General features: G+C 63.8%; 26 protein-coding genes. 3 read left to right on the top strand and 23 right to left on the bottom strand.

Annotated features, from left to right (window positions below):
• Positions 1-38 precede the first annotated feature (38 nt).
• Both Q0L48_RS01580 and Q0L48_RS01575 read left to right on the top strand, forming a co-directional pair.
• Positions 39-1,325, top strand: coding sequence for a citrate synthase (locus Q0L48_RS01580; RefSeq protein WP_296716435.1), 1,287 nt, complete (start codon positions 39-41; stop codon positions 1,323-1,325).
• Between the two features lie 12 nt (positions 1,326-1,337).
• Complete coding sequence (locus Q0L48_RS01575; protein WP_296716434.1) at positions 1,338-1,544, top strand: hypothetical protein; 207 nt, start codon at positions 1,338-1,340, stop codon at positions 1,542-1,544.
• 37 nt (positions 1,545-1,581) lie between these two features.
• Here the strand turns inward: Q0L48_RS01575 and Q0L48_RS01570 are convergent, their stop codons facing one another.
• The 4 genes from Q0L48_RS01570 to Q0L48_RS01555 all read right to left on the bottom strand — a co-directional run bounded on the left by Q0L48_RS01570 (position 1,582) and on the right by Q0L48_RS01555 (position 5,621).
• Complete coding sequence (locus Q0L48_RS01570) at positions 1,582-2,994, bottom strand: sensor histidine kinase KdpD (RefSeq protein WP_296716433.1); 1,413 nt, start codon at positions 2,992-2,994, stop codon at positions 1,582-1,584.
• Positions 2,995-3,004: 10 nt separating this feature from the next.
• On the bottom strand, positions 3,005-3,949 hold the full coding sequence (locus Q0L48_RS01565; protein WP_296716431.1) for a hypothetical protein: 945 nt from the start codon (positions 3,947-3,949) through the stop codon (positions 3,005-3,007).
• A gap of 40 nt (positions 3,950-3,989) precedes the next feature.
• Positions 3,990-5,201, bottom strand: coding sequence for a hypothetical protein (locus Q0L48_RS01560; protein WP_296716429.1), 1,212 nt, complete (start codon positions 5,199-5,201; stop codon positions 3,990-3,992).
• Positions 5,202-5,309: 108 nt separating this feature from the next.
• Complete coding sequence (locus Q0L48_RS01555; protein WP_296716428.1) at positions 5,310-5,621, bottom strand: Hpt domain-containing protein; 312 nt, start codon at positions 5,619-5,621, stop codon at positions 5,310-5,312.
• Positions 5,622-5,690: 69 nt separating this feature from the next.
• On the opposite strand from Q0L48_RS01555, the gene Q0L48_RS01550 reads away from it, so the two are divergent.
• On the top strand, positions 5,691-8,246 hold the full coding sequence (locus Q0L48_RS01550; RefSeq protein ID WP_296716426.1) for an ATPase: 2,556 nt from the start codon (positions 5,691-5,693) through the stop codon (positions 8,244-8,246).
• Here Q0L48_RS01550 and Q0L48_RS01545 read toward each other — a convergent pair.
• The 19 genes from Q0L48_RS01545 to Q0L48_RS01455 all read right to left on the bottom strand — a co-directional run bounded on the left by Q0L48_RS01545 (position 8,243) and on the right by Q0L48_RS01455 (position 26,091).
• Positions 8,243-8,527 (bottom strand): DUF1467 family protein, encoded by a 285-nt coding sequence (locus Q0L48_RS01545; RefSeq protein WP_296716424.1) that lies wholly within the window; start codon positions 8,525-8,527, stop codon positions 8,243-8,245. The two genes, Q0L48_RS01550 and Q0L48_RS01545, sit on opposite strands and share 4 nt — an antisense overlap.
• Positions 8,527-10,182 (bottom strand): ribonuclease J, encoded by a 1,656-nt coding sequence (locus Q0L48_RS01540; RefSeq protein ID WP_296716422.1) that lies wholly within the window; start codon positions 10,180-10,182, stop codon positions 8,527-8,529. Before Q0L48_RS01540 ends, Q0L48_RS01545 begins: the two co-directional genes overlap by 1 nt.
• 37 nt (positions 10,183-10,219) lie before the next feature.
• Positions 10,220-11,014, bottom strand: a complete 795-nt coding sequence (locus Q0L48_RS01535; protein WP_296716420.1) for a type III pantothenate kinase — start codon at positions 11,012-11,014, stop codon at positions 10,220-10,222.
• A gap of 17 nt (positions 11,015-11,031) precedes the next feature.
• Positions 11,032-11,757 carry a biotin--[acetyl-CoA-carboxylase] ligase gene (locus Q0L48_RS01530; protein ID WP_296716419.1) on the bottom strand — a complete coding sequence of 242 codons (726 nt, stop codon included), beginning with the start codon at positions 11,755-11,757 and terminating at the stop codon, positions 11,032-11,034.
• Complete coding sequence (nuoN, locus tag Q0L48_RS01525; protein WP_296716417.1) at positions 11,754-13,232, bottom strand: NADH-quinone oxidoreductase subunit NuoN; 1,479 nt, start codon at positions 13,230-13,232, stop codon at positions 11,754-11,756. The genes Q0L48_RS01530 and nuoN overlap by 4 nt, the downstream gene beginning before the upstream one ends.
• Positions 13,232-14,782, bottom strand: a complete 1,551-nt coding sequence (locus Q0L48_RS01520) for an NADH-quinone oxidoreductase subunit M (protein ID WP_296716416.1) — start codon at positions 14,780-14,782, stop codon at positions 13,232-13,234. Before Q0L48_RS01520 ends, nuoN begins: the two co-directional genes overlap by 1 nt.
• 14 nt (positions 14,783-14,796) lie before the next feature.
• Positions 14,797-16,854: an NADH-quinone oxidoreductase subunit L gene (gene nuoL, locus Q0L48_RS01515; RefSeq protein WP_296716414.1), complete on the bottom strand. Its 2,058-nt coding sequence runs from the start codon at positions 16,852-16,854 to the stop codon at positions 14,797-14,799.
• A 7-nt stretch (positions 16,855-16,861) separates the two neighbouring features.
• On the bottom strand, positions 16,862-17,182 hold the full coding sequence (gene nuoK, locus Q0L48_RS01510) for an NADH-quinone oxidoreductase subunit NuoK (RefSeq protein WP_296716412.1): 321 nt from the start codon (positions 17,180-17,182) through the stop codon (positions 16,862-16,864).
• Complete coding sequence (locus Q0L48_RS01505) at positions 17,179-17,802, bottom strand: NADH-quinone oxidoreductase subunit J (RefSeq protein WP_296716410.1); 624 nt, start codon at positions 17,800-17,802, stop codon at positions 17,179-17,181. The genes nuoK and Q0L48_RS01505 overlap by 4 nt, the downstream gene beginning before the upstream one ends.
• Before the next feature lie 149 nt (positions 17,803-17,951).
• On the bottom strand, positions 17,952-18,440 hold the full coding sequence (nuoI, locus tag Q0L48_RS01500; RefSeq protein WP_296716409.1) for an NADH-quinone oxidoreductase subunit NuoI: 489 nt from the start codon (positions 18,438-18,440) through the stop codon (positions 17,952-17,954).
• Positions 18,437-19,576: an NADH-quinone oxidoreductase subunit NuoH gene (gene nuoH, locus Q0L48_RS01495; protein ID WP_296716407.1), complete on the bottom strand. Its 1,140-nt coding sequence runs from the start codon at positions 19,574-19,576 to the stop codon at positions 18,437-18,439. The genes nuoI and nuoH overlap by 4 nt, the downstream gene beginning before the upstream one ends.
• Complete coding sequence (gene nuoG, locus Q0L48_RS01490) at positions 19,573-21,588, bottom strand: NADH-quinone oxidoreductase subunit NuoG (protein WP_296716405.1); 2,016 nt, start codon at positions 21,586-21,588, stop codon at positions 19,573-19,575. Before nuoG ends, nuoH begins: the two co-directional genes overlap by 4 nt.
• A complete protein-coding gene (gene nuoF / locus Q0L48_RS01485; RefSeq protein ID WP_296716403.1) occupies positions 21,588-22,880 on the bottom strand; it encodes an NADH-quinone oxidoreductase subunit NuoF in 1,293 nt (430 codons plus the stop codon). Before nuoF ends, nuoG begins: the two co-directional genes overlap by 1 nt.
• Positions 22,867-23,055 (bottom strand): hypothetical protein, encoded by a 189-nt coding sequence (locus Q0L48_RS01480; protein WP_296716401.1) that lies wholly within the window; start codon positions 23,053-23,055, stop codon positions 22,867-22,869. The genes nuoF and Q0L48_RS01480 overlap by 14 nt, the downstream gene beginning before the upstream one ends.
• The gene (locus Q0L48_RS01475; RefSeq protein WP_296716399.1) at positions 23,052-23,195 is read right to left on the bottom strand and encodes a hypothetical protein; all 144 of its coding nucleotides are present in this window, start codon (positions 23,193-23,195) and stop codon (positions 23,052-23,054) included. The genes Q0L48_RS01480 and Q0L48_RS01475 overlap by 4 nt, the downstream gene beginning before the upstream one ends.
• The gene (nuoE, locus tag Q0L48_RS01470) at positions 23,192-23,860 is read right to left on the bottom strand and encodes an NADH-quinone oxidoreductase subunit NuoE (protein WP_296716397.1); all 669 of its coding nucleotides are present in this window, start codon (positions 23,858-23,860) and stop codon (positions 23,192-23,194) included. Before nuoE ends, Q0L48_RS01475 begins: the two co-directional genes overlap by 4 nt.
• Entirely contained in the window at positions 23,853-24,095 is a 243-nt protein-coding gene (locus Q0L48_RS01465; RefSeq protein ID WP_296716396.1) for a hypothetical protein, read from the bottom strand. Before Q0L48_RS01465 ends, nuoE begins: the two co-directional genes overlap by 8 nt.
• Positions 24,092-25,303: an NADH-quinone oxidoreductase subunit D gene (locus tag Q0L48_RS01460; protein ID WP_296716394.1), complete on the bottom strand. Its 1,212-nt coding sequence runs from the start codon at positions 25,301-25,303 to the stop codon at positions 24,092-24,094. Before Q0L48_RS01460 ends, Q0L48_RS01465 begins: the two co-directional genes overlap by 4 nt.
• Positions 25,300-26,091, bottom strand: a complete 792-nt coding sequence (locus tag Q0L48_RS01455) for an NADH-quinone oxidoreductase subunit C (RefSeq protein ID WP_296716392.1) — start codon at positions 26,089-26,091, stop codon at positions 25,300-25,302. The genes Q0L48_RS01460 and Q0L48_RS01455 overlap by 4 nt, the downstream gene beginning before the upstream one ends.
• Positions 26,092-26,095 lie beyond the last annotated feature (4 nt).

The following is a 26,095-nucleotide window of genomic DNA, read 5'->3' as shown; positions in this document are numbered from 1 at the left end:
GCGCGGGAACGGCAAAGAATTTGGACAGGAGACAGACCTTGGCAGACAAGCTGGCGAAACTCGAACTCGGCGGGAAGACCTTCGATTATTCCGTGCTTGAAGGCAGCACCGGCCCCGATGTCATCGACATCCGCAAGCTCTACGCGCAGACCGGTGCTTTCACTTTCGACCCCGGTTTCACCTCGACCGCGAGCTGCGAAAGCGCGCTGACCTATATCGACGGTGACGAAGGCGTGCTGCTGCACCGCGGCTATCCGATCGGCCAGCTGGCCGAGGATTCCAGCTTCATGGAAGTCAGCTACCTGCTGCTGAACGGCGAACTGCCGAGCAAGGCGGAGATGGACGACTTCAACTACACCATCACCCGCCACACCATGCTGCACGAACAGCTGATGACCTTCTACCGGGGTTTCCGCCGTGACGCGCACCCGATGGCGATCATGTGCGGCGTGGTCGGCGCGCTGTCGGCGTTCTATCACGACAGCACCGACATCTCGGATCCCGAGCACCGGAAGATCAGTTCGCACCGGCTGATCGCCAAAATGCCGACGATCGCGGCGATGGCGTTCAAATATTCGATCGGTCAGCCTTTCATCTATCCCGACAACAAGCTGTCTTACACGGGCAACTTTCTGAAGATGACCTTCGGCGTTCCGGCAGAGGAATACGAGGTGATCCCGGCGGTCGAAAAGGCGATGGACCGGATTTTCATCCTCCATGCCGATCACGAACAGAACGCTTCGACCTCGACCGTGCGGCTTGCCGGGTCGTCGGGCGCGAACCCGTTCGCCTGTATCGCTGCGGGCATCGCCTGCCTTTGGGGCCCGGCGCATGGCGGTGCCAACGAAGCCGCACTCAACATGCTCAAGGAAATCGGCACCCCGGACCGCATTCCGCATTACATCGAGCGCGCCAAGGACAAGAACGATCCGTTCCGCCTGATGGGCTTCGGCCACCGCGTGTACAAGAACTACGATCCGCGCGCGACCGTCATGCAGAAGACCGTGCGCGAAGTTTTCGATGCGCTGAAGGTTGATGATCCGCTGTTCGAGACGGCACTGCGGCTGGAAGAACTGGCGCTCAACGATCCCTATTTTATCGAGAAGAAGCTGTTCCCGAACGTCGATTTCTATTCGGGCATCATCCTTTCGGCGATCGGCTTCCCTACCACGATGTTCACCGCGCTGTTTGCGCTGGCGCGCACCGTGGGCTGGGTGGCGCAGTGGAACGAGATGATTTCCGATCCCGGTCAGAAGATCGGCCGTCCGCGCCAGCTTTACACCGGCCCGACGCAGCGCGACTACATCCCGCTGGATCGTCGCTAAGGCGCGCCAGCAATGCTTCCGATGGTGCTGAAAGCGTTCGGCGGATTGCTGATCGCATTCGGCGCCATTTGGGCCTTTCAGGGTTTGGGACTGCTGAATTGGCCTGCGGGCAGTATCATGTTCGCCCAGCGCGAATGGGCGTTCTACGGCGCACTAACGGCAACGACCGGGGCCTTTGCCTTGTGGGGCGCAAGCAGGGTTGGCCGAACGCCGGATTAGGTCGCAAGAATTCGAGGCGCCTGGCCAATATGCCGGTTTACGCCCCCGGCAATTCCAGCGTGAACAGCGCCCCGCCGCCTTCCGCGCGGCCGACCGTCAGGCTGCCGTCCATCGCCTCTGCCAGACAATGCGAGATGTAAAGGCCAAGGCCCGATCCCTTGTCCTTGCCGCCATTGCTGTCGCGGCCGAGGCGTTCGAACTTCTCGAAAATGCGTTTCGCCTGCTCGGTCGTGACCCCCGGCCCTTCATCAGCGACGGTAACGACCACCCTGCCCCCCTTCTTGCTGGAGGCATCCGCCGCGCGGGCCGTGATCGTGACAGTGCTGCCGCCCGGCGAATAGGCGATCGCATTGCCGATCAGGTTGATGAGAATTTGCAGCACCCGGCGAAACTCCGCCGTCGCGACCGCCGCACCGCGATCGCCCGACACATCGAGGCGAATGTCGCTGTTGCGCGCGCGTACCCCGAGGATACCCGCCGCCCTGACCGCCGCATCGGCGAGGTCGACCCGCTCGCGCACCGTCACGAAGCCGGGCGTCTCCACCACTTCGAGATCGGCCAGATCATCGAGCATCGCTGCAAGGTGCTGGCCCGCGCTGGCGATCGTGCCGGCATATTCGCTGTATTCCTCGCGCAGCGGCCCGGCGAGCCGCGCGCGGATGGTTTCGGCATTGGCGATGATCCGCGACACCGGCTGGCGCAGAACGGGCGCGAGCGCACTGCCGATCAGGCGGGTCGGCGTGGTCTCGCCGCTTTCGCCGCTGTCTTTTGCAATCGGCATGGCGGACAGCGGCTCTTCGGCAATCAGCAACAGTTCGAAGCCCGAAGGCGTTTGCAGGTCCGGCCCCAACGGCATCAGCCGCGCCCGCCAGCGGCGCTGCGAACCGGCAAACCGGCAGGCTGTTCCATCGAGCAGCCGCCAGTGCAGGGGTTGTTGATGTGCAATGCCCTTCAATTCGACCAGCTCGCTCCACACGCGGCCCGGCGCGGCCATGCAGGCGGCCTGCAATTCCAGCGCATCGGGTGCCAGCGCGCTCAACACCTGCACCCGCTGACGCGCGTCGAGCCGGGCGCTGACCTCGGCGGTGGCACGATCGATCGCGTCGAGCCGCTCGGCAAATTCGCGGCCCTCCGGCACGGATTGCACGCTCCGCTGCCAGTTCTCCACCAGCACTTCGCAGCCACCACCGGCGGCTTCGCTGGCGGGGTGGATCCGGGCAAAGCCGGTGACCAGCGCTTCCCCATCGAAAGCTGCGAAGGCTCTGGCGAGCCTCAGGCCCATCTCACGGGTCTGGCGAACCAGTTCCCGCAATTCCGGGATCGCCAGCGGACCGGGCACCCGCCCCCCGCACCGCGCCTGCAGCTCGGCCAGCGGCTCGTCTGCGTTGATCAGCCAGTCGCGCGCGTCGGTCAGACCGTGGGCACCCAGCAGGCTGTCGCGGCGTTCCATACTGTTCATTTCAGCCCGCGGCCGCGTCAAGCAGCAGACGCGCCCGTTCAGGGGATATATCCGCAAGGTCGCGCGGCATACGGGCTGCCGGATCGACCAGCAGAAACTGCCGCTCGATCGCCTCAACCCCGAGCCCCGCCGCCCGCAGCCCCAGCGCCAGACGCGCGCCCTGTTGTTCGTGACACGCCAGCACCGCATGGGCACGCGGCTGCCGGGACAGCGTGGCCAGCGCGCTCGCGAACAGCGCAAGACCGGCATGATCGAGCGCCAGCGCCGCCACCGCGCCGCGCCGCATTGCCGAAACGAGCCGGGCAAGCAGGCCGAGCCGGGATGCCGCTTCATCGTAATTCTGCGACAGCCGAGCCAAGGCGCTGTCCGGCGCGGGGCTGCCGTGCTGGTGCGCATGATCCGACAGAATGGCATGAAACAATTCGGGCGGCAGTTCGGTCAGCGGCAATTCCATGCGGCGCTGGCTCTGGATGAAGCGCGACTGCGCGGCGAGCATGTTCATCGCCAGTTCGGCAATCACCGGCTCATCGGAAGCGATCAATTCCTGCAGCAGCGGGCACAACACCGGGTCGATCCCGCGCTGATGATGAAGCCGTTCGGCCAGATGGCTTTCCACCGCCAGCGCATGGCACAGAGTCAGCAAGACCTGATCCGCGGCGAGGCTTTCAGCCAGCGTATCGCGCGTATCGGTATCGCTCTGGTTGAAGCTGCGCAGCGCCGGATCGCGTCCATCCGCCACCGCCAGCAGCTGCGCGGCAAGATCGGACAGCATCCCCCGCACCCGCGCAAGGATCGCATCGCTCACGAGCCTTTGCCCTTCGCTTGCCAGCAGATGGCGCAGCACCGGCACAACCGCGCCCAGCGCGCGGTTTTCACGCGCGAGGTTCTCTCGCAGATTCTTCTCGACCGGACTGGCGGTCGCGAGTGCCATTGCTTCTTCGCCCATCCTGCCGCCATAAACGGCGCATAGTTAAATACGCGTTAGTTCAAATCCGGTCGCGGCGCAGCAGCATTTCACCCAGCAACAGCAGCGCAGCCAACGCGGTTGCGAGCGGGAGCAGGTCGAATGCGGCGGCGAGTGCGAGCGCGGCGAGCAGCACGGCGCGGTCTGCCAGAACAGCGACAGGCGCGAAGCAGGACTTCCGGAGCACGAGACGCGCCAGCCCGATGGTGACCGGCCCCAGAGCCGCCAGCGGCTCTCCCCAGGGGACGGGTGACAGCGACAGCAACAGGGCAATCGCCGCGAAGATGTCCACGCCCCAACCGAGCCGCGCCCAGGCGTTCGGCGATGACCCCTCGCCCATCAACTGCCGCTGCATCGCGGCTAGCGCACCCGCCAGCGCCGCCCCGAACACGCCGCCAGCGGCAAGAGCAAGCCCGATCGATGGAACCCCCAGCGCGCTGGCCCCAACCCCGCCCAGCAGCAGCGCCGCCGCCGTCAACAGCGCAATCAGCGGCCCTCGGCCAAGCGCGCGCGGGCCGAGAGCGCGCGCGGCCATTCGCGCTGCCGCCAGCGAAGGCCTGAGCCAGTCGACAGCGCCTGCAGCGCGGAAGATCAACGCATGCTCCTGCTGCGCCAGCGCATCCGCGTCGGTCGCCAGCAACCAGCTTTCCGGACCGGGATTTTCATTCGGAAGTTCGCGGCACGGCGTCCCATCCTGCAGCGCAAGCCGGAGCAGGACGGATATTGCATCGGCATCGGGGAGAAAATCGGCAAGACGCTGCACCGGCGCGCCGCGCATCGCCAGCAAACCGGCCCAATGGCGCGTCGCATCGATCCGCTCGAAATCGTCGGGATGACGGCTCACCATCGCGCTTTCGGCGGGCAGACAAGCGACAAAACGCGGGGGCTGCGGGCCGGTTGCAAACAGATCGCGCACCATCGCCGGATCGGGCACCAGACCATCGGCCAGGATCACCAATTCATCATCCGCCCGCACCATTGCCGGCAGGTGAAGAAAGCCGCGCAAAGCCTGAAACGTCCCGCCCGATGCCTCGACAGCGGCCTGCACCCGCAGGACTTCGCCATCAACCCGGTCGCACAGGCACAGGATACGTTCGCACCCCTGCGCCCGCAACAGATCGACCTGCCGCGCCAGCACGCTGCGCCCGGCGAGCGGCAATGTCGCGCGCAAGGGGGCAGCTTGCAGGGGGCCGTTCGAACTGTGTCTGAGGGCCGCAATCAGGGCCGTGCGCATCCTGCCGCCTTTCGCCGAGGGATCAATACCCCCCGATTGGCGGTTCCGCATCAGCGGTTCAAGCGGCGCCTGCCTAAATTTGCCCGAAATCGCGGGCGGGCTGACGGATCAGCGCCGGGCCGACCGGTTGAAACGTGCCAGCACTGCCTCGATTTCACGGATCGCGAGCGGCTCACCGGGCGCGGCATTGAGCGCATGATCGGCGGCTGACAGCAATTCATCGGCGTGGAAACTCGCCGCCAGACCCTTGAGCCGCATCGCCGCGACGTTCCAATTGCCGTCGCAGCGCGCGCGCTTGAGCAGATCGAGCTGGCGCGCGGCGCTCTCCAGGAATGCACCGCGCAGCTCGTGCATCAGCGCGGCGTTATCGCCTGCAGCTGCCGCAAGCGTCGCATCCAGAGCTCCGTTGTCATAGGCCATGGCAGGGGGCTAACACGCATTTGGTTAAAGCAGGGTTTATCCCGTTTGCGGCTGTGGTATGACGCGAGCATGGCAGAACGGCACCAGATGCGCGCTTTGGGGCGCAAAGGCGGCGCGGACGACGCGACCGGCACGGCTTCATCGCAGGAAAGCGGCATCAATGATGCTGCGCCTGACAGCGGCGAGATGCTGCTGGAGGAGGCGTGGGTCGAGAGTGAGCCGGACGTGCCCGCCGTTTCGCGTTTCGGTTGGCTGCCTGCTGCCCTTGCCTTGCTGGCAATTGCCGGGTGGACCGCATTTTTCGGCTGGACCATCAGCGGCGAAGTGATCGACGGGGCAACGCCTGCCGCTTGGGCCGGATGGATTGTGGCTTGGTCGGTGCCAACGGCGCTGATCGGGGTCGTCTGGCTGCTGGCGATGCGATCATCGCGTGCCGAGGCAAGCCGCTTTGCTGCCAGCGCCGCATTGCTCAGCCAAGAAAGTGCAGAGCTCGAACAGCGGCTCAAGATCGTCAACCGCGAACTCAGCCTCGCCCGCGAATTCCTCGCCGCGCAATCGCGCGATCTGGAGTCGCTGGGCCGGATTTCGGCTGAGCGTATTTCGACCCACGCGGCCGAATTGCAGCAGCTCATCACCACGAACGGCGCGCAGGTGGATGCGATCGGCACCGCCAGCGAAACCGCGCTCGGCAACATGAACCGGCTGCGCGACGATCTGCCGGTGATCGCCAACGCGGCGCGCGATGTCGCCAACCAGATCGGCGGCGCAGGCAACAAGGCGCAGGATCAGCTCGACCGGCTGGTATCCGGCTTCGCGCGGCTCGGCGAATTCGGGACCACAAGCGAAGCGCAGGTGGCCGATCTCAGCGCGCGGGTGGGAGAAACGCTCACCGGGTTCGACGCCCAGATGGGCCGGATCGAAGCGACCCTCTCGCGGCGCTTCGCTGCCTTGCAGGAGGACGCCGAAACCTACCGCACCCAGCTCGACGGGACCGAAGCAAAAGCGCTCGACGACCTGCGCCAGCGCAGCGGAGCCTTCGCCAGCGAAGTCGATGCTCTGTCGCAGCGATTGCAAGCGGCCGAGGAGCAGGCCAATGCCAGCATCGCAGCGATGTTTGCGCAGCTTCAGCAGGGTCTGGTGGAAAAGCTCAAGCTGGTGGATGAGCTCGACCGCACCACGAGCAGCGATGCCGAACAGCGCATCGCCCAACTGCGCGGCGAATCCGCCAGCTATGACGACCATTTCGCCGAGCGTGCGCGGTTGTTGCACGAACAGCTTGAGAAACGTCAGGCCGAATTCGAAACCCGCGAGGCACAGGCCAGTGAATTGCTGGCGCAGCGGCTCGCCGCACTCGACGATGCCCTAGCCCAGCGGCGCGAGGCGCAGGTTGCAGATACCGAACAGCTGGTGGCGCACGGACAGGCAATCGCCGCGCAACTGGACCAGTTCGGCGCTTTGCTCAGCGACGTGACGCAGGAGGGCAATGCCGCTCGCACCAGTCTTGCCAGCGGGTTCGATGTTCTTGGCGAAAAGCTGGCGGCCAAACGCATCGCTCTTGCACAGACCGAGGCGCAGCTGGCCGAACTGACCGAAAGCGGTGTGCGGCTGCTCGAGATCATCCAGTCAGGCGCGCGCACGAGCCGCGAAGACCTGCAGCAGGCAATCACCAATGCGGGCCAGAACCTTGCCGCGGTCGAGGGGCGCGCGGGCGAGGTCAGCCAGTTGATGCTGCGCACCAGCCAGCAGAGCAGCGACCTGTCCGATTACCTCATCAAGACCCGCGGCGAAATCGACGCAGCGGACACCGCCATCGACGGCTTCAGGACGCGGCTGGCCGAACAATCGGACGAAGCGCTCGCGCGGCTGCAAGGGCTGCGTGGCGGGTTCGCGCGGTTGGCGGAGGAAAGCGGCACGCTGGCCGGAGACACGCAGGAGCGCCTGCGCGAGGCACTCGCAACGCTGGAAGGGGCAATCGCGCAGACCTTTGCCACGCTTGATGAAGGCGCCCGCGAAAAGGCCACCGTTCTGGCGCAGAACATCGGGGCCGAAGCGGTGCAGGCGCTGGAGCGGGCTTTGCGCAACGAGAGTGCAGCGACCATCGGCAAGTTGGAACAGGCCGCCGCCCACGCCTCGGGCGTCGGGCGCGAGGCGGTGATCCAGCTGCGCGACCAACTGGTGCGGGTGAACGAGCTGACCGGCAACCTCGAACAGCGGATCAGCCGCGCACGCGAACTGGCCGAGGAGCAGGTCAACAACGACTTTGCCCGGCGTATGGCGCTGATCACCGACAGCCTCAACTCGGCCTCGATCGACATCGCCGGGGCGCTATCGACCGAGGTCGCCGACACGGCTTGGGACGCCTATCTCAAGGGGGATCGCGGCATCTTCACCCGCCGCGCCGTGCGGCTCATCGACAATGGCTCGGCCCGCGATATTGCCGAACTCTACAGTCAGGACGATACGTTCAAGGCCAATGTCAGCCGCTACATCCACGATTTCGAGGCGATGCTGCGTTCGACGCTGTCGACCCGCGACGGCCATGTGCTGAGCGTGACGATGCTGGGGTCGGATATGGGCAAGCTGTATGTCGTGCTGGCGCAGTCTATCCAGCGGTTCCGGAATTAGTCCGCCAAATTCACCGGCGGTTTGGGCAGGATGTCGATGTCGGCAATCGTGACCCAGCCATATTCGTAATTGGCGACGAATAGTCCGGTCAGGACAGCCGCGATGATGGCCGCGCGCAGTGCTAGCCTGCCCGGCCGGAAGTTCACCGGCGCGCTTTCCGCCTGCCCCGGCACCATGCCCTCGCCCACGTCAGCGGCGGTGCGCACGCCGAAGGGCAGCATCATGAAGGCGCACATCACCCAGAACAGAAAGTAGATCGCCGCGATCGAGGTGATCTGCATCAGACCGGCGCTCCGGGCATGACCACGCGCACCTGCGGCTTCTTGCCCGACCAGCGCTGCGCCGCGCGTCGTGCGGCAAGCCGCGCGGCTTCGTGGATCACCGCCGGATCGCGGGCATCCTTGCCCTTGAGGCGGTTGATCGCGGTCAGCACGTCGCGGCCAGCCTCGGCGAGGAAATCGGGCAAGTCTTCGTCCAGCGGCAGGCCGATCGCCTCCACCAGCGGCGCTTGCCCGCGCGCCAGCACCACCACCAGCACGCCGTCCTGCGCAATCCGGCGGCGCATCACCATCGCATCGCCATTGGCAGGCGAGATGATGTCACCATCGAGCACGAGCCGACCGGCGCGCACTTCGGCGAGCTTACCCGGCTTGCCCGGCGCAAGGCGGACGAGGTCGCCGTTCTTCTGCACCACCTGTGACGGAATTCCCGCAGCTTTGCCGACCCGCGCCTGTTCGGCCATGTGGCGGATTTCGCCGTGGACGGGCACCAGCACTTCGGGCCTCAGCCATTCGTAGAGCGCTTCGAGTTCGGGCCGCCCGGGATGCCCCGAAACGTGGATGAACGCCTGCCGGTCGGTCACCATCTGGATCCCGCGTGCGGCGAGCTGGTTCTGGATCTTGCCGATGGGAATTTCGTTGCCGGGGATCTGGCGCGAGGAGAACAGCACCACATCGCCTGCGACCAATTCAATCGGATGGTTGCTGTCCGCCATCCGGCCCAGCGCGGCGCGGGGTTCGCCCTGCCCGCCGGTGGCGATAATCAGCACCTCACCGCGCGGTAGGCCCATCGCGGTGTCGAAATTGACCGGGGCCGGGAAGTCTTCGAGATAGCCATTATCCTGCGCGACCTCGATAATCCGGTCGAGCGAGCGGCCCGCGACGCAGATCTGCCGCCCGGTTTCGCGCGCGACCTCGCCCAGCGTGTGCAGGCGCGCGACATTGCTGGCGAAGGTGGTCACGACCACGCGCTTGCCCTTGTGGCGAGCGACTTCTTCCATCAGCGCGCGGTGCACCGCGCCTTCGGAACCGGAAGGTTCGGGATTGAACACGTTGGTCGAATCGCACACCAGCGCCAGCACGCCTTCGTCGCCGATTTCGCGCAATTCCGCCTCGGTCGTCGGTTCGCCGATGATCGGTTCTTCGTCGAGCTTCCAGTCGCCGGTGTGGAAAATCCGGCCGTGCGGAGTGTCGATCAGCAGCGCGTTGCCTTCTGCGATCGAGTGCGCCAGCGGCAGGTAGGTGATCGTGAACGGGCCGATGTCGATTTCGCCGTGATCATCCTCGATAATATTGAGTTCGACCTTGCCGAGCAGCCCAGCTTCTTCAAGCTTGCGCGACACCAGATCGGCGGTGAACGGCGTCGCGTAAAGCGGCACGCCCAGTTCGCCCGCGAAATAGGGGACTGCGCCGATGTGATCCTCGTGAGCGTGGGTCAGCACGATGCCGAGCAGATCCTCCACCCGCTCCTCGATGAAATCGAGGTCCGCGAAGACCAAGTCGACGCCGGGATACTCGGTCCCGGAGAAAGTCATCCCCAGATCGACCATCAGCCATTTGCCCTGACAGCCATAGAGATTGACGTTCATGCCAATCTCGCCCGATCCTCCGAGCGCCAGGAACAGCAATTCGTCTTCGGGCGTAAAATCTTTCTTCAAGGTATTTCCGGTTCTGTCAGGAGGAGCGCGGGGAAATTCAGGCGGTTTCGGCCTGCCGCGCAAGAATGGCGAGGCCGTCCAATGTCAGGTCGGCATCGACGTGATCGAAAATTTCGGTCGCGTCATCGAACAATATGGCGAGCCCGCCGGTGGCTACAACCTTTGCCGGACGGCCGATTTCGGACTTCATCCGTTCGACCATCCCTTCCATCATCGCGACATAGCCCCAGAACACGCCGATCAGCATCTGGTCTTCGGTGTTGCGGCCTATGACGCTGCGGGTGCTGGGCGCACGGATGGCGATGCGGGGTAGCTTTGCCGTTTTGCCCACCAACGCATCGAGCGACAGGTTGATCCCCGGCGCAATCGATCCGCCCTTGTAGGCGCCGGTGAAATCGACCGCTTCGAACTTGGTCGCGGTACCGAAATCGACCACGATCAGATCGCCGCCGTATTTATGGTGCGCGGCAAGAATGTTGAGCGCGCGGTCGGCCCCCAATGAACTGGGCTGATCGACGTCGATGGCAAAGCGCCACGCAGCCTTGCCCTGCCCTGCAAACATCGGCGTGATGCCAAAATACTTTTGGCACAAGACGGTCAGGTTGTGATCCGCGCGCGGCACCACCGAGGCGACGATGATCTGGGTGATCTGATCGCGCTCGACCTCTTCGATCTTGAGCAATTGCAGCAGCCAGACCGCGTATTCGTCGCCGGTGCGGCGCGGGTCGGTGGCGATGCGCCAGCGCGCACGGATGGTGTAAGCACCGTCAACGCCCGGTTCGAACAGCGCGAAGACGACATTGGTGTTCCCGACATCGGCGGCGAGCAGCATTGGACGGACTCCTGTATTCACGAAATGTCCCCGGCGCGAATGACACGTTCCCTGCCATCCGCCAAGCGCAGCCGCAGCGCGCCGTCGCTTTCGTCCAGACCGGCGAAGCTGCCGGAGAGCACCGAACCGTCGGTATCGTGGACGGTCAGCGGCGCGCCCTGCGCATGGATCGATCCAGCAAGAAAGGCGCGGAGTGTCGCGCCAAGGCCGCCGTTGCGCCAGTTGGAAAGGCGGTGGGCGAAGGTGGCGGCGAGGCTGGCGGCGAAATCTTCGACCGGCGGCGGGGGGACAAGATCGGCCAGCGCCGCAGTCTTGCGATCCGGCAATTGCGGCGCGCGCGCCAAGTTCACTCCGATGCCGACGACGATCTGCCCGCGCACCATTTCAAGCAGGATACCCGACAGCTTGCCGCCATCCAGCAGCACGTCGTTCGGCCATTTGAGCGCAAGTTCCGCGCCTTCGTCCAGCACCCGGGCCGCAGCATCGCGCACCGCCAACGCAGCAACGAAACTGAGCGAAGCGAGCGGCGGATCGCCTTCATGGGGAACCACCACAGTCGATCCCATGAAATTGCCCGCACCGTCGAACCATTCGCGCCCCTGCCGTCCGCGGCCGGCGGTCTGGCGGCGTGCGACCAGCCACTGTCCATGCGGCCAGCCTCCGCCATTCCGGATCGCGGCGGCGCAATCGGCATTGGTCGAGCCGGTCTCCTCGACCAGATGGATAGGCGAAAGTGTCGTCAAACCGTAAGGAACAGCGACGCGGCGGCCTTGTCGGCCAGATCGGTCAGAGACGGAGTGAGCAGATAGCCCAGCGGCGATACGATCAGCGCGGTCAGCCCCAGCAGCGCCCAGTGCCCCGCCGGGCTCTTCCCCGTAACAACGCCGGCCGGTTCATCGAAGAACATCACCTTGACGAACTTGATGTAATAGAACGCCCCGATCACGCTCGCAGCGATGGCGATTGCGCCGAATGCGACCAGCCCAGCTTCGATGGTGGCCTGAAACACCACGAACTTGCTGTAGAAGCCGAGCAGCGGCGGAATGCCCGCAAGGCTGAACATGAAGAACAGCAGCGCCCAGGCAATCGCAGGTTGCGTGACCGAAAGTCCGCGAATGTCCGCAAAGGTTTCGAACAGCGCGCCATCCTCGCCGCGCAGCATCAGCAGCGCGACGAAGCTGCCGAGGCTCATCGCGACATAGATGAACAGATAGACCAGCATCGCGCTCGCCCCGTCCTGATTGGCGACCGCAAGGCCGAGGAGGATGAAACCGATATTGTTGATCGAGGAATAAGCCAGCAGCCGCTTGAGGTTTTCCTGACCGATCGCGCCCAACGCGCCGAAGATGATCGAAGCGAGCGCGGTGAACATCACGATCTGTTGCCACGCGTCGACCTGCCCGCCGAACACCTCGAACACCACACGGGCGGTCAGCGCGACGGCGGCGACCTTGGGCGCGGTGGCGAAGAAGGCCGTCACCGGCGTCGGCGCGCCTTCATAAACGTCGGGCGTCCACATGTGGAACGGCACGGCGGAAATCTTGAACGCAAGGCCCGCCAGCACGAAGATCAACCCGAACAATGCGCCGGTGCCCAATTCGCCGGTCAGGCCCGCTCGCACGGCAAGGAAGCCTGTGCCGCCGGTAAAGCCGTAAAGCAGGCTCATGCCGTAAAGCAGAATGCCCGAGGCCAGAGCGCCCAGAACGAAATATTTCAGCCCCGCCTCGCCCGAGCGCGTATCGCGCCGCAGGATCGCGGCAAGCACATAGGCCGACAGGCTGTTGAGTTCGAGCCCGAGATAGAGGCTCATGAAATCATTGGCCGAAACCATGATGCTCATGCCGACGGTCGCGAACAGCACCAGCACCGGATATTCGGCGCGCATCACCCGCTCGGTTCCGGCAGCGGCGCTGTTGAAGAACGCGGGCGCCACCATGAGCGCGCCGATGGCGGAAAGATAGATCAGCGCCTTGGCGAACAAGGCAAAGCTATCGACCTTCATCAGCCCACCGAACGCCAGCGTGGCCGGGCCGTCGGTCCCGAAATGGAGGCCCGGCACCAGCATGACGCCTGCACCGAATAGCGCCGCAGCGGCAAGAATGGTGACGAGGCGCGCGGCTTTGTCCCCTGCCCAAGCCGCGACGAGCAGCAGCACGAGGCCCGCTGCTATCAGCAGCAATTCAGGCGCGATCAGCGCGAAGGAAGGCGCGAAGTCCATCAGTGTGCGCCCTCCCCGGCGGCATTATCGTGGTGGAGCGCATTGGCGGCTTCCTCACGCGGAGCGCCGGGCGCGAGGCTGGCATCAGAAGCGGGAGCAGTGGCGGCAAGGCGGGCATCGAGCACCGCGATGTCTGCACGCATCGGCGCAAGGAAGCTTTCGGGGTAAACCCCCATCCACAGCACCGCTGCGGCAATCGGCGCCATCATCACCCACTCGCGCGCCGAAATGTCGCGCATTGCGGCCGCATCTTCGTTGACCTGCCCGCCGAACGCCACGCGGCGATAGAGATAGAGCATGTAGGCCGCGCCGAGGATGATGCCGGTGGTCGCCACCAGAGCAACAAGGCTGGAGGTCTGGTAAATGCCTGCCAGCGCCAGAAACTCGCCGACAAACCCGCTGGTGCCCGGCAGGCCGATGCTGGCCATCGTGAACAGCAGGAAGAACAGCGCGTAATAGGGCATGTTGATCGCCAGCCCGCCATAACGGGCGATCTCGCGGGTGTGCAGCCGATCATAGATCACGCCAACACACAGGAACAGCGCGCCCGAAACGAGGCCGTGGGAGAGCATGATGATCACTGCGCCCTCCAGCCCCTGCACGTTGAAGGCAAACAGGCCGACGGTGACAATCGCCATGTGCGCGACCGAGGAATAGGCGATCAGCTTCTTCATGTCGGCCTGCACCAGCGCGACCAGCGAGGTATAGACCACCGCGATCATCGACAGGATGAACACCAGCCACGCGAAATCGGCGGAAGCTTCGGGGAACATCGGCAGGCTGAAACGGATGAAGCCATAGCCGCCCAGCTTCAGCAGCACGCCTGCAAGGATCACCGAACCCGCGGTGGGCGCCTGAACGTGCGCGTCGGGCAGCCAGGTGTGCAGCGGCCACATCGGCACCTTGACCGCGAAACTCGCGAAGAAGGCAAGCCATAGCCATGTCTGCGCCTCTGCCGGGAAATCGTACTGCATCAGCGTCGGAATGTCGGACGTGCCCGCTTCGGCCACCATCCAGAACATCGCGATCAGCATCAGCACCGACCCGAGCAATGTATACAGGAAGAACTTGTAGCTGGCGTAGATGCGGTTGTCCCCGCCCCACACGCCGATGATCAGATACATCGGGATCAGGCCAGCTTCGAAGAAGACATAGAACAGGAACAGATCCTGCGCCGCGAAGGTGCCGATCATCAGCACTTCCATGAACAGGAAAGCCGCCATGTATTCGCCGACGCGCTTCTTGATCGCGTCCCAGCTGGCAAGAATGCAGATCGGCATCAGGAACACGCTGAGCATGATCAGCAGCAGCGAAATTCCGTCGATCCCCAGCGCGTAGCTGAAGCCCGCAAACAGATCGGCGCGTTCGGTGAACTGCCATTGCGGCCCGCCGATCTGGTAGCTCGACCACAGGATGATACCCAGGCCGAAGGTGGCAAGCGTCGCCCCGAGTGCGACCCAGCGCGCAAGGTTCGCGCCCACGAACAGGCACGCCAGCGCGCCCGCAAGCGGCACGAGCATCATCAGTGACAGGATGGGAAGGCCTTCCATTACGAAGCGCGCTCCTAAAGCAGAACGAAGGTGATAGCGGCGACCAGCCCGAGCAGCATGATCAACGCATAAGTGTAGACGTAGCCCGACTGGATCGACTTCGCGGCGCCAGCGCTGCGCTCGACCACCCAGGCGATACCGTTCGGGCCGAAGCGATCGATCGTGCCGATATCGCCGAGCTTCCAGAACTGGCGCCCGAACCAAAACGCCGGCTTGACGAAGATCGCATCATACAACTCGTCGAAGTACCACTTGCGGTAGACGAAGTTGTGCAGTGCGCCGAAGGTGGCCACGAACTTTCCGGGAATGTCCGGCTTGGCGATGTAGGCGAAGTATGCGCCTGCAAGGCCCAGCAGCATCACGATGGTCGCAGTCAGCTTCACCCACAGCGGCACGACGTGCAGCGCGTGGATCAGATTTTCGTTGAAGTAGATCGAGCCGCCCCAGAAAGCTTCGCCGTCGATGAAATCGTACTTGAATGCGAAGCCTGCAAAGATCGCACCCAGCGTCAGCACACCCAGCGGGATCAGCATGGCGACCGGGCTTTCATGCGGGTGATAACCGGCGGTGCCGTCATCCTCATGCGGCGAAGGCACTGAATGGTGCGCGTCGTGGCCTGCGTCTTCCTGCTTGGGCGGGTTGGCGTGGTCAGGATCGTCGTGGCCGTGGTGGACGGCGTGCTGGATATGCTCCGACAGAGCCCAGCGCGGCTTGCCCCAGAAGGTGAGAAACATGAGGCGCCACGAATAAAAGCTGGTCAGCAATGCGGCGATGGCACCGGCCCAGAAGGCGAACTGCGATACGCCGGTACCGCGCGCCCATGCCGCTTCGAGGATCGCGTCCTTGGAATAGAAGCCCGCAAAGCCGAACACGCCGAGCACGCCCACGCCGGTGATCGCCAGCGTACCCGCCAGCATCGCGTAGAAGGTCAGCGGAATGCGCTTACGAAGCCCGCCGTAATACCGCATGTCCTGTTCGTGATGCATCGCGTGGATCACGCTGCCTGCGCCAAGGAACAGCAGCGCCTTGAAGAACGCGTGCGTGAACAGGTGGAACATCGCCACGCCATACGCGCCAACCCCGGCAGCGAAGAACATATAGCCGAGCTGTGAGCAGGTCGAATAGGCGATCACCCGCTTGATGTCCCACTGGGTCGTGCCGATGGTGGCGGCGAAGAAGCAGGTGGCAGCACCCACGATGGTGACGATGGTGAGCGCGGTCGGCGCGGTTTCGAACATTGGCGACAGGCGGCACAGCATGAACACGCCCGCCGTCACCATGGTCGCGGCGTGGATCAGCGCGGAGACCGGCGTCGGCCCCTCCATTGCATCCGGCAGCCACGTGTGCAGGCCCAATTGCGCCGATTTGCCCATCGCGCCGATGAACAGCAGGATGCACAGGATATCCATCGTATACAGCCGCATGCCGACGAAGGTGATGGTCGATCCGCTCATCGCCGGAGCAGCGGCGAGGATCTCGGTAATCGAGGTCGTCTGGAACACCAGAAACGTGCCGAAGATGCCGAGCATGAAGCCGAGGTCACCCACGCGGTTGACCACGAAAGCCTTGATCGCGGCAGCACCTGCGCTCGGCTTACGGAACCAGAACCCGATCAGCAGGTAGGACGCGAGGCCCACCCCTTCCCAACCGAAGAACATCTGCACGAGGTTGTCGGCGGTCACCAGCATCAGCATGGCGAAGGTGAACAACGACAGGTAGGCGAAGAACCGCGGCTGATCCGGATCTTCCTCCATATACCCCCACGAATAGAGGTGCACGAGCGCCGAGACCGAATTGATCACCACCAGCATCACCGCGGTGAGCGCATCGACGCGCAGCGACCAGTCGAAGTTGAGCGAGCCGCTTTCGACCCATTTCAGCACTTCGATCACTTCGGCGTTCTGATCGCCGCCGAGAAAGCCGAGGAAGATCGGCCAGCTCAGGCCTGCAGACAGGAACAGCGCGCCGGTGGTGACGGATTTCGCCGCCACATTGCCGATCATACGGTTGCCCAGCCCTGCGATCAGGGCAGCGAGCAACGGCGCGAAGACGATAATGAGAATGGGATGCACGGGCGGTTTATCCCTTCATCCGGTTGATATCGTCGACCGCGATCGAGCCGTGTCCGCGGAAGTAGATCACCAGAATGGCAAGGCCGATGGCAGCTTCCGCCGCCGCAACCGTCAGCACCAGCATTGCGAACACCTGCCCCACCAGGTCCTGCATGAAGGCGCTGAAGGCGACGAGGTTGATGTTCACCGCCAGCAGGATCAATTCGACCGCCATCAGAATGACGATCACGTTTTTGCGATTAAGAAAAATCCCCAGCACCCCGAGCACGAACAGAATCGCGCCCACGGTGAGGTAATGTTCAATGCCGATCGCGCCTGCACTGTTCATAGGTCGACCCCTTGCCCGATCTCCGGGTTCTTCATGACGGTTGCATCCTCGGGACGGCGGCGGGTCTGCTTGTCGACGTCCTGCCGCGCACGCGCGCCGGGCTTAGGCGCCTGGAAGGTCAGCACGATCGCACCGATCATCGCCACCAGCAGGATAATGCCCGCGATTTCGAACAGCAGGATGTACCGGCCATACAGCAGCGCGCCGAGCGCCTCGATATTGCTGACCTCGACCGCCTGCACCGCGCTGCCGTCCGGCGTACCCAACTGGATGCCGCCCGCGCTGTATGCGCCCGCCGCCAGCAGCAACTCGGCCAGCAGCACTGCCGCGACGGCGAGCCCCAGCGGCGCGTTGCGGCTGAAGCCTGCGCGCATCGCGGCGAAATCGATGTCGAGCATCATCACCACGAACAGGAACAGCACGGCCACGGCACCGACATAGACGATCACCAGCAGCATCGCGATGAACTCCGCGCCCACCAGCACCATCAGGCCGGCGGCGTTGAAGAACGCCATGATCAGCCACAGCACCGAATGGACGGGGTTCTTCGACATGATCGTCATCACGGCGGCGCCGACCACGATGGTCGCGAAGAAATAAAAGGCGATGGCCTGTATCATGATATTACTCCGCCGATCCGTCACCCCGGCGAACGCCGTGGCCCAGAAAGCGGCAATGTGATCCCTAGTCCAAGTGTGTTCCCGGTGCCTCGAACCCTCGGCGCCGGGACAACGAAATTATTGACCCAATGTCCTTCGTCCGGCGCGCCCTAGCGGTAGGGGGCGTCGGCTTCAAGATTGGCCGCGATGGCCCGTTCCCACTTGTCACCATTCGCGAGCAGCTTGGCCTTGTCGTAAAGCAGTTCTTCGCGGGTTTCGGTGGCGTATTCGAAATTCGGCCCCTCGACGATCGCATCGACCGGGCAGGCTTCCTGACAGAAGCCGCAATAGATGCACTTGGTCATGTCGATGTCATAGCGGGTGGTGCGGCGGCTGCCGTCTTCGCGCGGTTCGCTCTCGATGGTGATCGCCTGCGCGGGGCACACAGCCTCGCACAGCTTGCACGCGATGCAGCGTTCCTCGCCATTCGGATAACGCCGCAGCGCGTGCTCGCCGCGGAAGCGGGGCGAGAGCGGCGATTTTTCGAACGGGTAGTTGATCGTCACCTTGGGCTTGAAGAAATACTTCAGCGTCAAGGCGTGCGCCTTGAGGAATTCCCAGAGGGTGAACGATTTGATGAGGTGGGAGACGGTGGTCATGACTTGGCTCTTGCAGCTTCAGGCTGCGCAGGGGTGGTATCGACGAATGCGGGAGGAACGGCGGCAGGATCGGGAACGAAAGCCGGCGCGCGGTCGAAATGTCCCGTCGCCATCAGCCACCCGCTGGTCGCCGCGACGAACAGCAGGCTCATCGGCAGGAACACCTTCCACCCGAGGCGCATCAGCTGGTCGTAGCGGTAACGCGGCACGGTCGCCCAGATCCAGCTGAACATCAGGAAGAACATGAAGGTCTTGAGCAGGAACCACACGATCCCCGGCACCAGATAAAGCGGCGCCCAGTCGATCGGCGGCAGCCACCCGCCCCAGAACAGCAGCGTGTTGAGCGAGCACATCAGCAGGATGTTGGCATATTCGCCGAGCCAGAACAGCGCGAAGCTCATCGAGGAATATTCGGTCTGGTAACCCGCGACGAGCTCGCTCTCCGCCTCGGTCAGGTCGAACGGTGCACGCGCGGTTTCTGCCAGCGAGGAGATGAAGAACACCACCCACATCGGGAACAGCAGCGGGTGCACGACATAGGCGTTGATCACGCCCAGCCCGAAGCCCTGCTGCGCATACACGATCCCGCTCATGTTGAACGTGCCGGCAAACAGCACCACGCACACCAACACGAAGCCGATCGAGACCTCGTAGGAGATCATCTGCGCCGCGGCGCGCATCGCCGAGAAGAACGGGTATTTCGAGTTCGACGCCCACCCGCTCATCACCACGCCATAAACGCTGAGCGAACTGATCGCGAGAATGTAGAGCAGGCCCACGTTGATGTTGGCGATCACCCCGCCGTCCCAGAACGGGATCACAGCCCACGCCGCGAGCGCCACGGTAAAGGTGATGATCGGCGCGAGCAGGAAAATGCCCTTGTTCGCTGCCGTCGGGATGATGGTTTCCTGCAGGAATACCTTGAGCCCGTCAGCGAAGCTTTGCAGCAGCCCAAACGGCCCGACCACATTCGGCCCGCGCCGCATCGAGACTGCGCCGATCACCTTGCGGTCGACATAGATCACCATCGCGACGCTGAACATGACGAGCAGCGCGACGATGACGATCGCCGCCACGGTGGCAATGCTCCAGGCCCATTCGTAGCTGAGGCCGAGGGATTGGAAGAAGGCGGTCATTCCGCAGCCTCCTTCACATCGGCCCCGTGCAGCAGTTCATCCGAACAGCGCTGCATCACTTCGCTGGCGCGGGCGATCGGATTGGTGAGGTAGAAATCCTTGACCGGATGGGCGGTGATTTCGCCCTCGGCCTTGGCTGCGCTGTCAGGTTTCGGCAGCGCGCCGTAATCCGCGAGGCCTTCCTCGCCCAGCGCAGGCACGGCAGCGATCATCTTGCCCTGCAATGCGCCGAAGCTGTCGAAGCCGACCGTCACGTCCAGCGCGTCGGCAAGCGCGCGCAAGATCGTCCAATCCTCGCGCGCATCGCCGGGGGCGAACACGGCCTTCTCGGCGAACTGCACCCGGCCCTCGGTATTGACGTAAGTTCCGTCCTTTTCGGCATAGGACGCGCCCGGCAGGATGATGTCGGCGTGATGCGCGCCCTTGTCACCGTGGTGGCCGATATAGACCTTCAGCGACCCTGCGTAGGGCGCATAATCCATTTCGTCCGCGCCGAGGCTGAGCAGCACCTTGGGCGCTGCCTTGGCGATGTCGGCCATGCCGCCCGGAACCGTGAAGTCCAGCATCAGCGAGGCCATCCGCGCTGCCGAAATGTGCAGCACGTTGAACCCGTTCCAATCGTCCTTCACCAGTCCGAACTTGTCGACCAGCTTCAGCGCCGCCGGCAGCGCGCCCTTCGCCAGAGCCGCCGCGCCCACGATCACCGCCGGACGCTTGGCCGACTTCATGACGTCACCCAGTTCCTTGGGCACACGGTTCAGGATCTTGAGGTCGGAGCCGAGGAACGTCGCCGGGAAGGTCGTGTCCCACTCCGGCCCGACCACGAACACCTTTGCCCCTGCCTTAACCGCCTTGCGCAGCCGAACGTTGAGCAGTGCGGCTTCCCAACGGATATTGCTTCCGACGATCAGGATTGCGTCGGCTGTCTCGATGCCCGCAAAGGTGGAATTGAAGTTCACCGCCGCAAGATTCGACACGTCATAGGTCATGCCGGTCTGGCGCGCTTCGGTCAGCTGCGATCCGCAGGCATTGACCAAAGCCTTGGCCGCGAACATCGTCTCGGCGTCGAGCAGATCGCCCGCGACCGCCGCAATGCTGGACGCGTTGCCTTCCAAAGCACCCGCAATCATCCCGAATGCCTCGGTCCACTCGGCGGGCTGCAATTTGCCGTCGCGGCGCACCCACACGCGGTCGAGGCGACGCTTGCCGAGGCCATCGACCTGATAGCGGCCCTTGTCGCTCAGCCACTCCTCGTTGACGTCGTCATTGATGCGCGGCAGCGCGCGCATGACTTCCCGGCCGCGCGAATGGAGCGTGATGTTCGCCCCCACCGCGTCCGACACGTCGATGCTGAGCGTCTTTTTCAATTCCCAAGGACGTGCCTCGAACGCGTAGGGGCGGCTCGTCAGCGCGCCGACCGGGCACAGGTCTATCACATTGGCGCTGAGTTCATGTGCCGCCGCCTGTTCGAGATAGGTGGTGATCTGCATGTCCTCGCCGCGGAACAGCGCGCCGATCTCGTCCACGCCCGCGATTTCCTCGGAAAAGCGCACGCAGCGGGTGCAGTGGATGCAGCGGGTCATGATCGTCTTGATCAGCGGACCCATGTACTTCTCGGTCACCGCGCGCTTGTTCTCGTGATAGCGCGAGCCGCCGCGGCCATAGGCGACCGCCTGATCCTGCAAATCACACTCGCCGCCCTGATCGCAGATCGGGCAATCGAGCGGGTGGTTGATGAGCAGAAACTCCATCACCCCTTCGCGGGCCTTCTTGACCATTGCGCTGTCGGTGCGGATTTCCTGACCATCGGCAGCAGGCAGCGCGCAGGAGGCCTGCGGCTTGGGCGGCCCGGGCTTCACCTCGACCAGACACATGCGGCAATTGCCCGCAATGCTGAGGCGTTCGTGATAGCAGAAGCGCGGGATTTCCTTGCCTGCCAGCTCGCACGCCTGGAGCACGGTGGCGCCCGCCGGGACCTCGATTTCTTGACCGTCTACGGTGACTTTAGGCATTATTCGGCTGCCTCTGCAAACTTGGCATTATGCTCCACGATCCGCCGCTCCAGTTCCGGCCGGAAATGGCGGATCAGACCTTGGATCGGCCATGCCGCCGCGTCGCCGAGCGCACAGATGGTGTGGCCTTCGACCTGCTTGGTCACCTCGTGCAGCATGTCGATTTCCTCGATGGCCGCGTCGCCGGTGCGCAGCCGCTCCATCATGCGCCACATCCAGCCCGTGCCTTCGCGGCAGGGGGTGCACTGGCCGCAGCTCTCATGCTTGTAGAAATAGCTGAGGCGGGCAATCGCGCGGACGATGTCGGTGGACTTGTCCATCACGATCACCGCTGCCGTGCCGAGGCCGGAGCCGAGTTCCTTCAGCCCGTCGAAATCCATCGGCGCGTAGCGGATCTGCGCGGCGGGGACGAGCGGCACGGAGGAGCCGCCCGGAATCACCGCCAGCAGATTGTCCCACCCGCCGCGAATGCCGCCGCAGTGCTTTTCGATCAGCTCTTCGAAGCTGATGCTCATCGATTCCTCGACGACGCAGGGCTTTTCCACGTGGCCAGAAATCTGGAACAGCTTGGTGCCCTTGTTGTTCTCGCGCCCGAAGCTGGAGAACCACGCCGCCCCGCGCCGCAGGATCGTCGGCGCGACCGCGATGCTTTCGACGTTGTTGACTGTGGTCGGACAGCCATACAGCCCCGCGCCCGCCGGAAACGGGGGCTTCAATCGCGGCTGGCCCTTCTTGCCTTCGAGGCTCTCGATCATCGCGGTTTCTTCGCCGCAGATGTAGGCACCCGCGCCGCGATGCATGAAAACGTCGAAATCATAGCCCGAACCGCAGGCGTTCTTGCCGATCAGCTTGGCATCATACGCCTGTTCGATCGCCGCCTGCAGCACCTCGGCCTCGCGGATATATTCGCCGCGCACGTAGATATACGCCGCCCGCGCGCGCATCGCGAAGCCCGCGACCAGCGCGCCTTCGACCAGCTTGTGCGGATCGTGGCGCAGGATTTCGCGGTCCTTGCAGGAACCGGGCTCGGATTCGTCGGCATTGATGACAAGGAAGCTCGGGCGCCCGTCGCGCGATTCCTTGGGCATGAAGGACCACTTCAAACCGGTCGGGAAGCCCGCTCCGCCGCGTCCGCGCAGGCCGCTGGCTTTCATCTCCTCGACGATCGCATCCGGCCCGCGTGCGAGCAGCGCCTTGGTATCGTCCCAATCGCCGCGCGCCTGCGCTGCCTTCAGGCCCCAATCCTGGAACCCGTAAACGTTGGTAAAGATGCGGTCCTTATCCGCGAGCATCGCTGCCATCCCTTGTTTTGGCGCGCTTCAGGCGCACCAGCGAAATCACCTGAAACATCAGGCCCAATCCCATCAGGATCACACCCATTTCCAGCTTGCCCGTCGCGGTGAAAAACGCGCCGAGAGCAAAGCCGGTCAGCCCCGCGCCGACCAGAGCGAGCGTCATCGGGTTCATCCGATCACTCCCTGATTGAACAGCGCGGCGAGCACCACCAGGATGAGGATAATCACCCCCACGCGCATCAGGCCCATCAGCACCTTGTAGGCGATGAAGGCCAGCAGCAACGCGCCGATGATCGAGACGGCTTCGGTCACCACTCGCCTCGATAATCGTGGTTCTCGGTGACCATTTCTTTCAGCGTCGTCGGCCCGCCCGAAGGCTCGGAAGTGTGCCGACCCGGCTCCTGCGTGCCAGCCTTGGGTTGCTGTCCGGCCGCAAGCGCATCCAACACCGCATCGAGGCGTTCGGGCGTCAGGTCTTCGTAATTGTCGTCGTTGATCTGGACCATCGGCGCGGTGGCGCAATTGCCCATGCATTCGACTTCGGTGAGGGTCCACAGCCCATCTGCCGAAACGTGGCCCTTCTCCATCCCGCGCTTCTTGCAGGCGGCGATGATGTCGTCCGAGCCGCGCAGCATGCAGGGCGTGGTGCCACACACCTGGACGTGGAATTTGCCCACGGGCTTGAGGTTGTACATGAAGTAAAAGCTGGCGACTTCAAGCACGCGGATCACCGGCATCCCGAGATATTGCGCGACATATTCGATCACCGGCAGCGGCAGCCAGCCCTGCGTATCGGTCTCCGCGCCGACCTGCCGCTGGGCGAGATCGAGCAGCGGCATCACCGCCGAACGCTGACGCCCTTCGGGATACTTGGCAATGTGCCAATCGGCGGTTGTGCGGTTCTCCGGCGTCCATGCGAACGCGCTCCAGCGGGCGCGCAGTTCGGGGGTATCGGGTGCGGGGTTACGGTCAGCCATGCTTGCTGTCCTTTGGAGAGTTTTGCTTGGAGGCGGCATGGCCGATGGCGAGCACTGCCAGCCACCATGCCAGCATGGCGCCGACGACAACTGCGACGAAAAGCAAGAAGTTGCCCTTAAGTCCGGCGATCAGCCCGCCTTCCGGTGCGAACAGGCCGAAGAAAACCACTGGACCCAGCAATAAAGCGACCAGTGCGAGGCCGACCATTAGCAGGAACGATCGAGAATTGCTCACCGGTCACACTCCCCAAACACCACGTCGATCGCGCCGAGAATGGCGGTCGCGTCGGGCAGCATGTGGCCCTTGGACATGAAGTCCATCGCCTGCAGGTGCGAAAACGCCGTGGGGCGGATCTTGCAGCGGTAGGGCTTGTTGGTGCCGTCGCTGACCAGATAGACGCCGAATTCGCCCTTGGGACTTTCGGTCGCCACGTAAACCTCGCCCGCAGGCACGTGAAAGCCTTCGGTATACAGCTTGAAGTGGTGGATCAGGCTTTCCATCGACTGCTTCATCTCGCCGCGCTTGGGCGGGGAAACCTTGCCGTCGGTGCTGGCAATCGGCCCCTGCGGCATATCGCGCAGACACTGGCGGATGATCTTGGCGCTTTCGTAGACTTCCTTCACGCGCACCATGAAGCGATCATAGCAGTCCGAATTGGTGCCGACCGGAATGTCGAACTCCATCCGGTCATAGACATCATAGGGCTGGCTCTTGCGCAGATCCCATGGGATGCCGGCGGCGCGGATCATCGGGCCGCTAAAGCCCCACGCCACCGCATCATCGCGGCTGACCACGGCGATATCGACATTGCGCTGCTTGAAGATGCGGTTGTCGATCACGAGGCTCATCGCGTCTTCGAACAGCTGGAAGAAGCGGTTGTCGAGCCAGTCGCCGATGTCCACCAACAGCTTTTCCGGCACGTCCTGATGCACGCCGCCGGGACGGAACCAGGCCGAGTGCATCCGCGCGCCGCTCGCGCGCTCGAAGAAGTTGAGGCAATCCTCGCGCAGTTCGAACACCCACAGGTTGGGCGTCATCGCGCCCACGTCCATCACATGCGCACCGATGTTGAGCATGTGGTTGCAGATGCGGGTCAGCTCGGCGAACATCACGCGCAGATATTGCGCGCGGATCGGCACTTCGATGTTCAGCAGCTTCTCGATTGCGAGCACCCACGAATGCTCCATGCACAGCGGCGAGCAGTAATCGAGCCGGTCGAAATAGGGCAGCGCCTGCAGGTAGGTCTTCTGCTCGATCAGCTTTTCGGTGCCGCGATGCAGCAGGCCGACATGCGGATCGATGCGCTCAATCACTTCACCGTCCAGTTCCATCACCATCCGCAACACACCGTGCGCAGCCGGGTGCTGGGGGCCGAAATTGATCGTGTAGTTGGAGATGACCTCACCGGTGGTGGTGAGCGATTCTTCGCGTTGCATGCTCATCGTCCGCCCTCCTTCGAGGTGTCCTCGGGCGCGGGGGGTGCTTTCTTGTCGGTGTCTTTGAGATCGGGCGAGCCGGGAGAGACGGGCTTGGCGGCCTTTTCGTCGGCCTTTGGCCCGGCGCCGGTCTGCTTGGTGCTCTCGGTCGTCTTGACTTCCTCCACACGCGGCTCGCCGCGCGATTTCTCGTCACCCGGCAGCACGTAATCCGCGCCCTCCCATGGGGAGAGAAAGTCGAAGCTGCGCATTTCCTGCGCCAGTTCGACCGGTTCATACACCACCCGCTTTTCCTCCTCGGAATAGCGTAGTTCGGTATAGCCCGTCATCGGGAAGTCCTTGCGGAAAGGATGCCCTTCAAAGCCGTAATCGGTGAGGATGCGGCGCAGATCGGGATTGCCCGCGAAGCTGACGCCGAACATGTCGAACACTTCGCGTTCGAGCCAGCCTGCGTTGGGCCACAGCGTGGTAACGGTCGGCACCGGCGTGTTCTCGTCCGCCGAACATTTTACCATCACGCGGTGGTTCTTGGTCAGGCTTTGCAGCATGTACACGACCTCGAACCGTTCGGCCCGGTCGGGGTAATCGACACCGGCGATCTCCATCAACTGCTGATAGGCATGATCATCGCGCAACGTTTGCAGCACGCGGGCAATGTCGTCGCGCCGGACACGGAACGACACCTCGCCATGCGATTCGACCGCATCGAGCAGCCACACGCTGATGCTTTCGCTGATTGCGTCGATCACGCCTTCGTTCGAAGCGTATTTCGGGGCGGAATGGAGAACGGCCATGGCC

Source organism: Erythrobacter sp., assembly GCF_024305245.1.
Classification (GTDB): domain Bacteria; phylum Pseudomonadota; class Alphaproteobacteria; order Sphingomonadales; family Sphingomonadaceae; genus Erythrobacter.
This window is presented reverse-complemented; position numbering and strand designations above follow the sequence as displayed.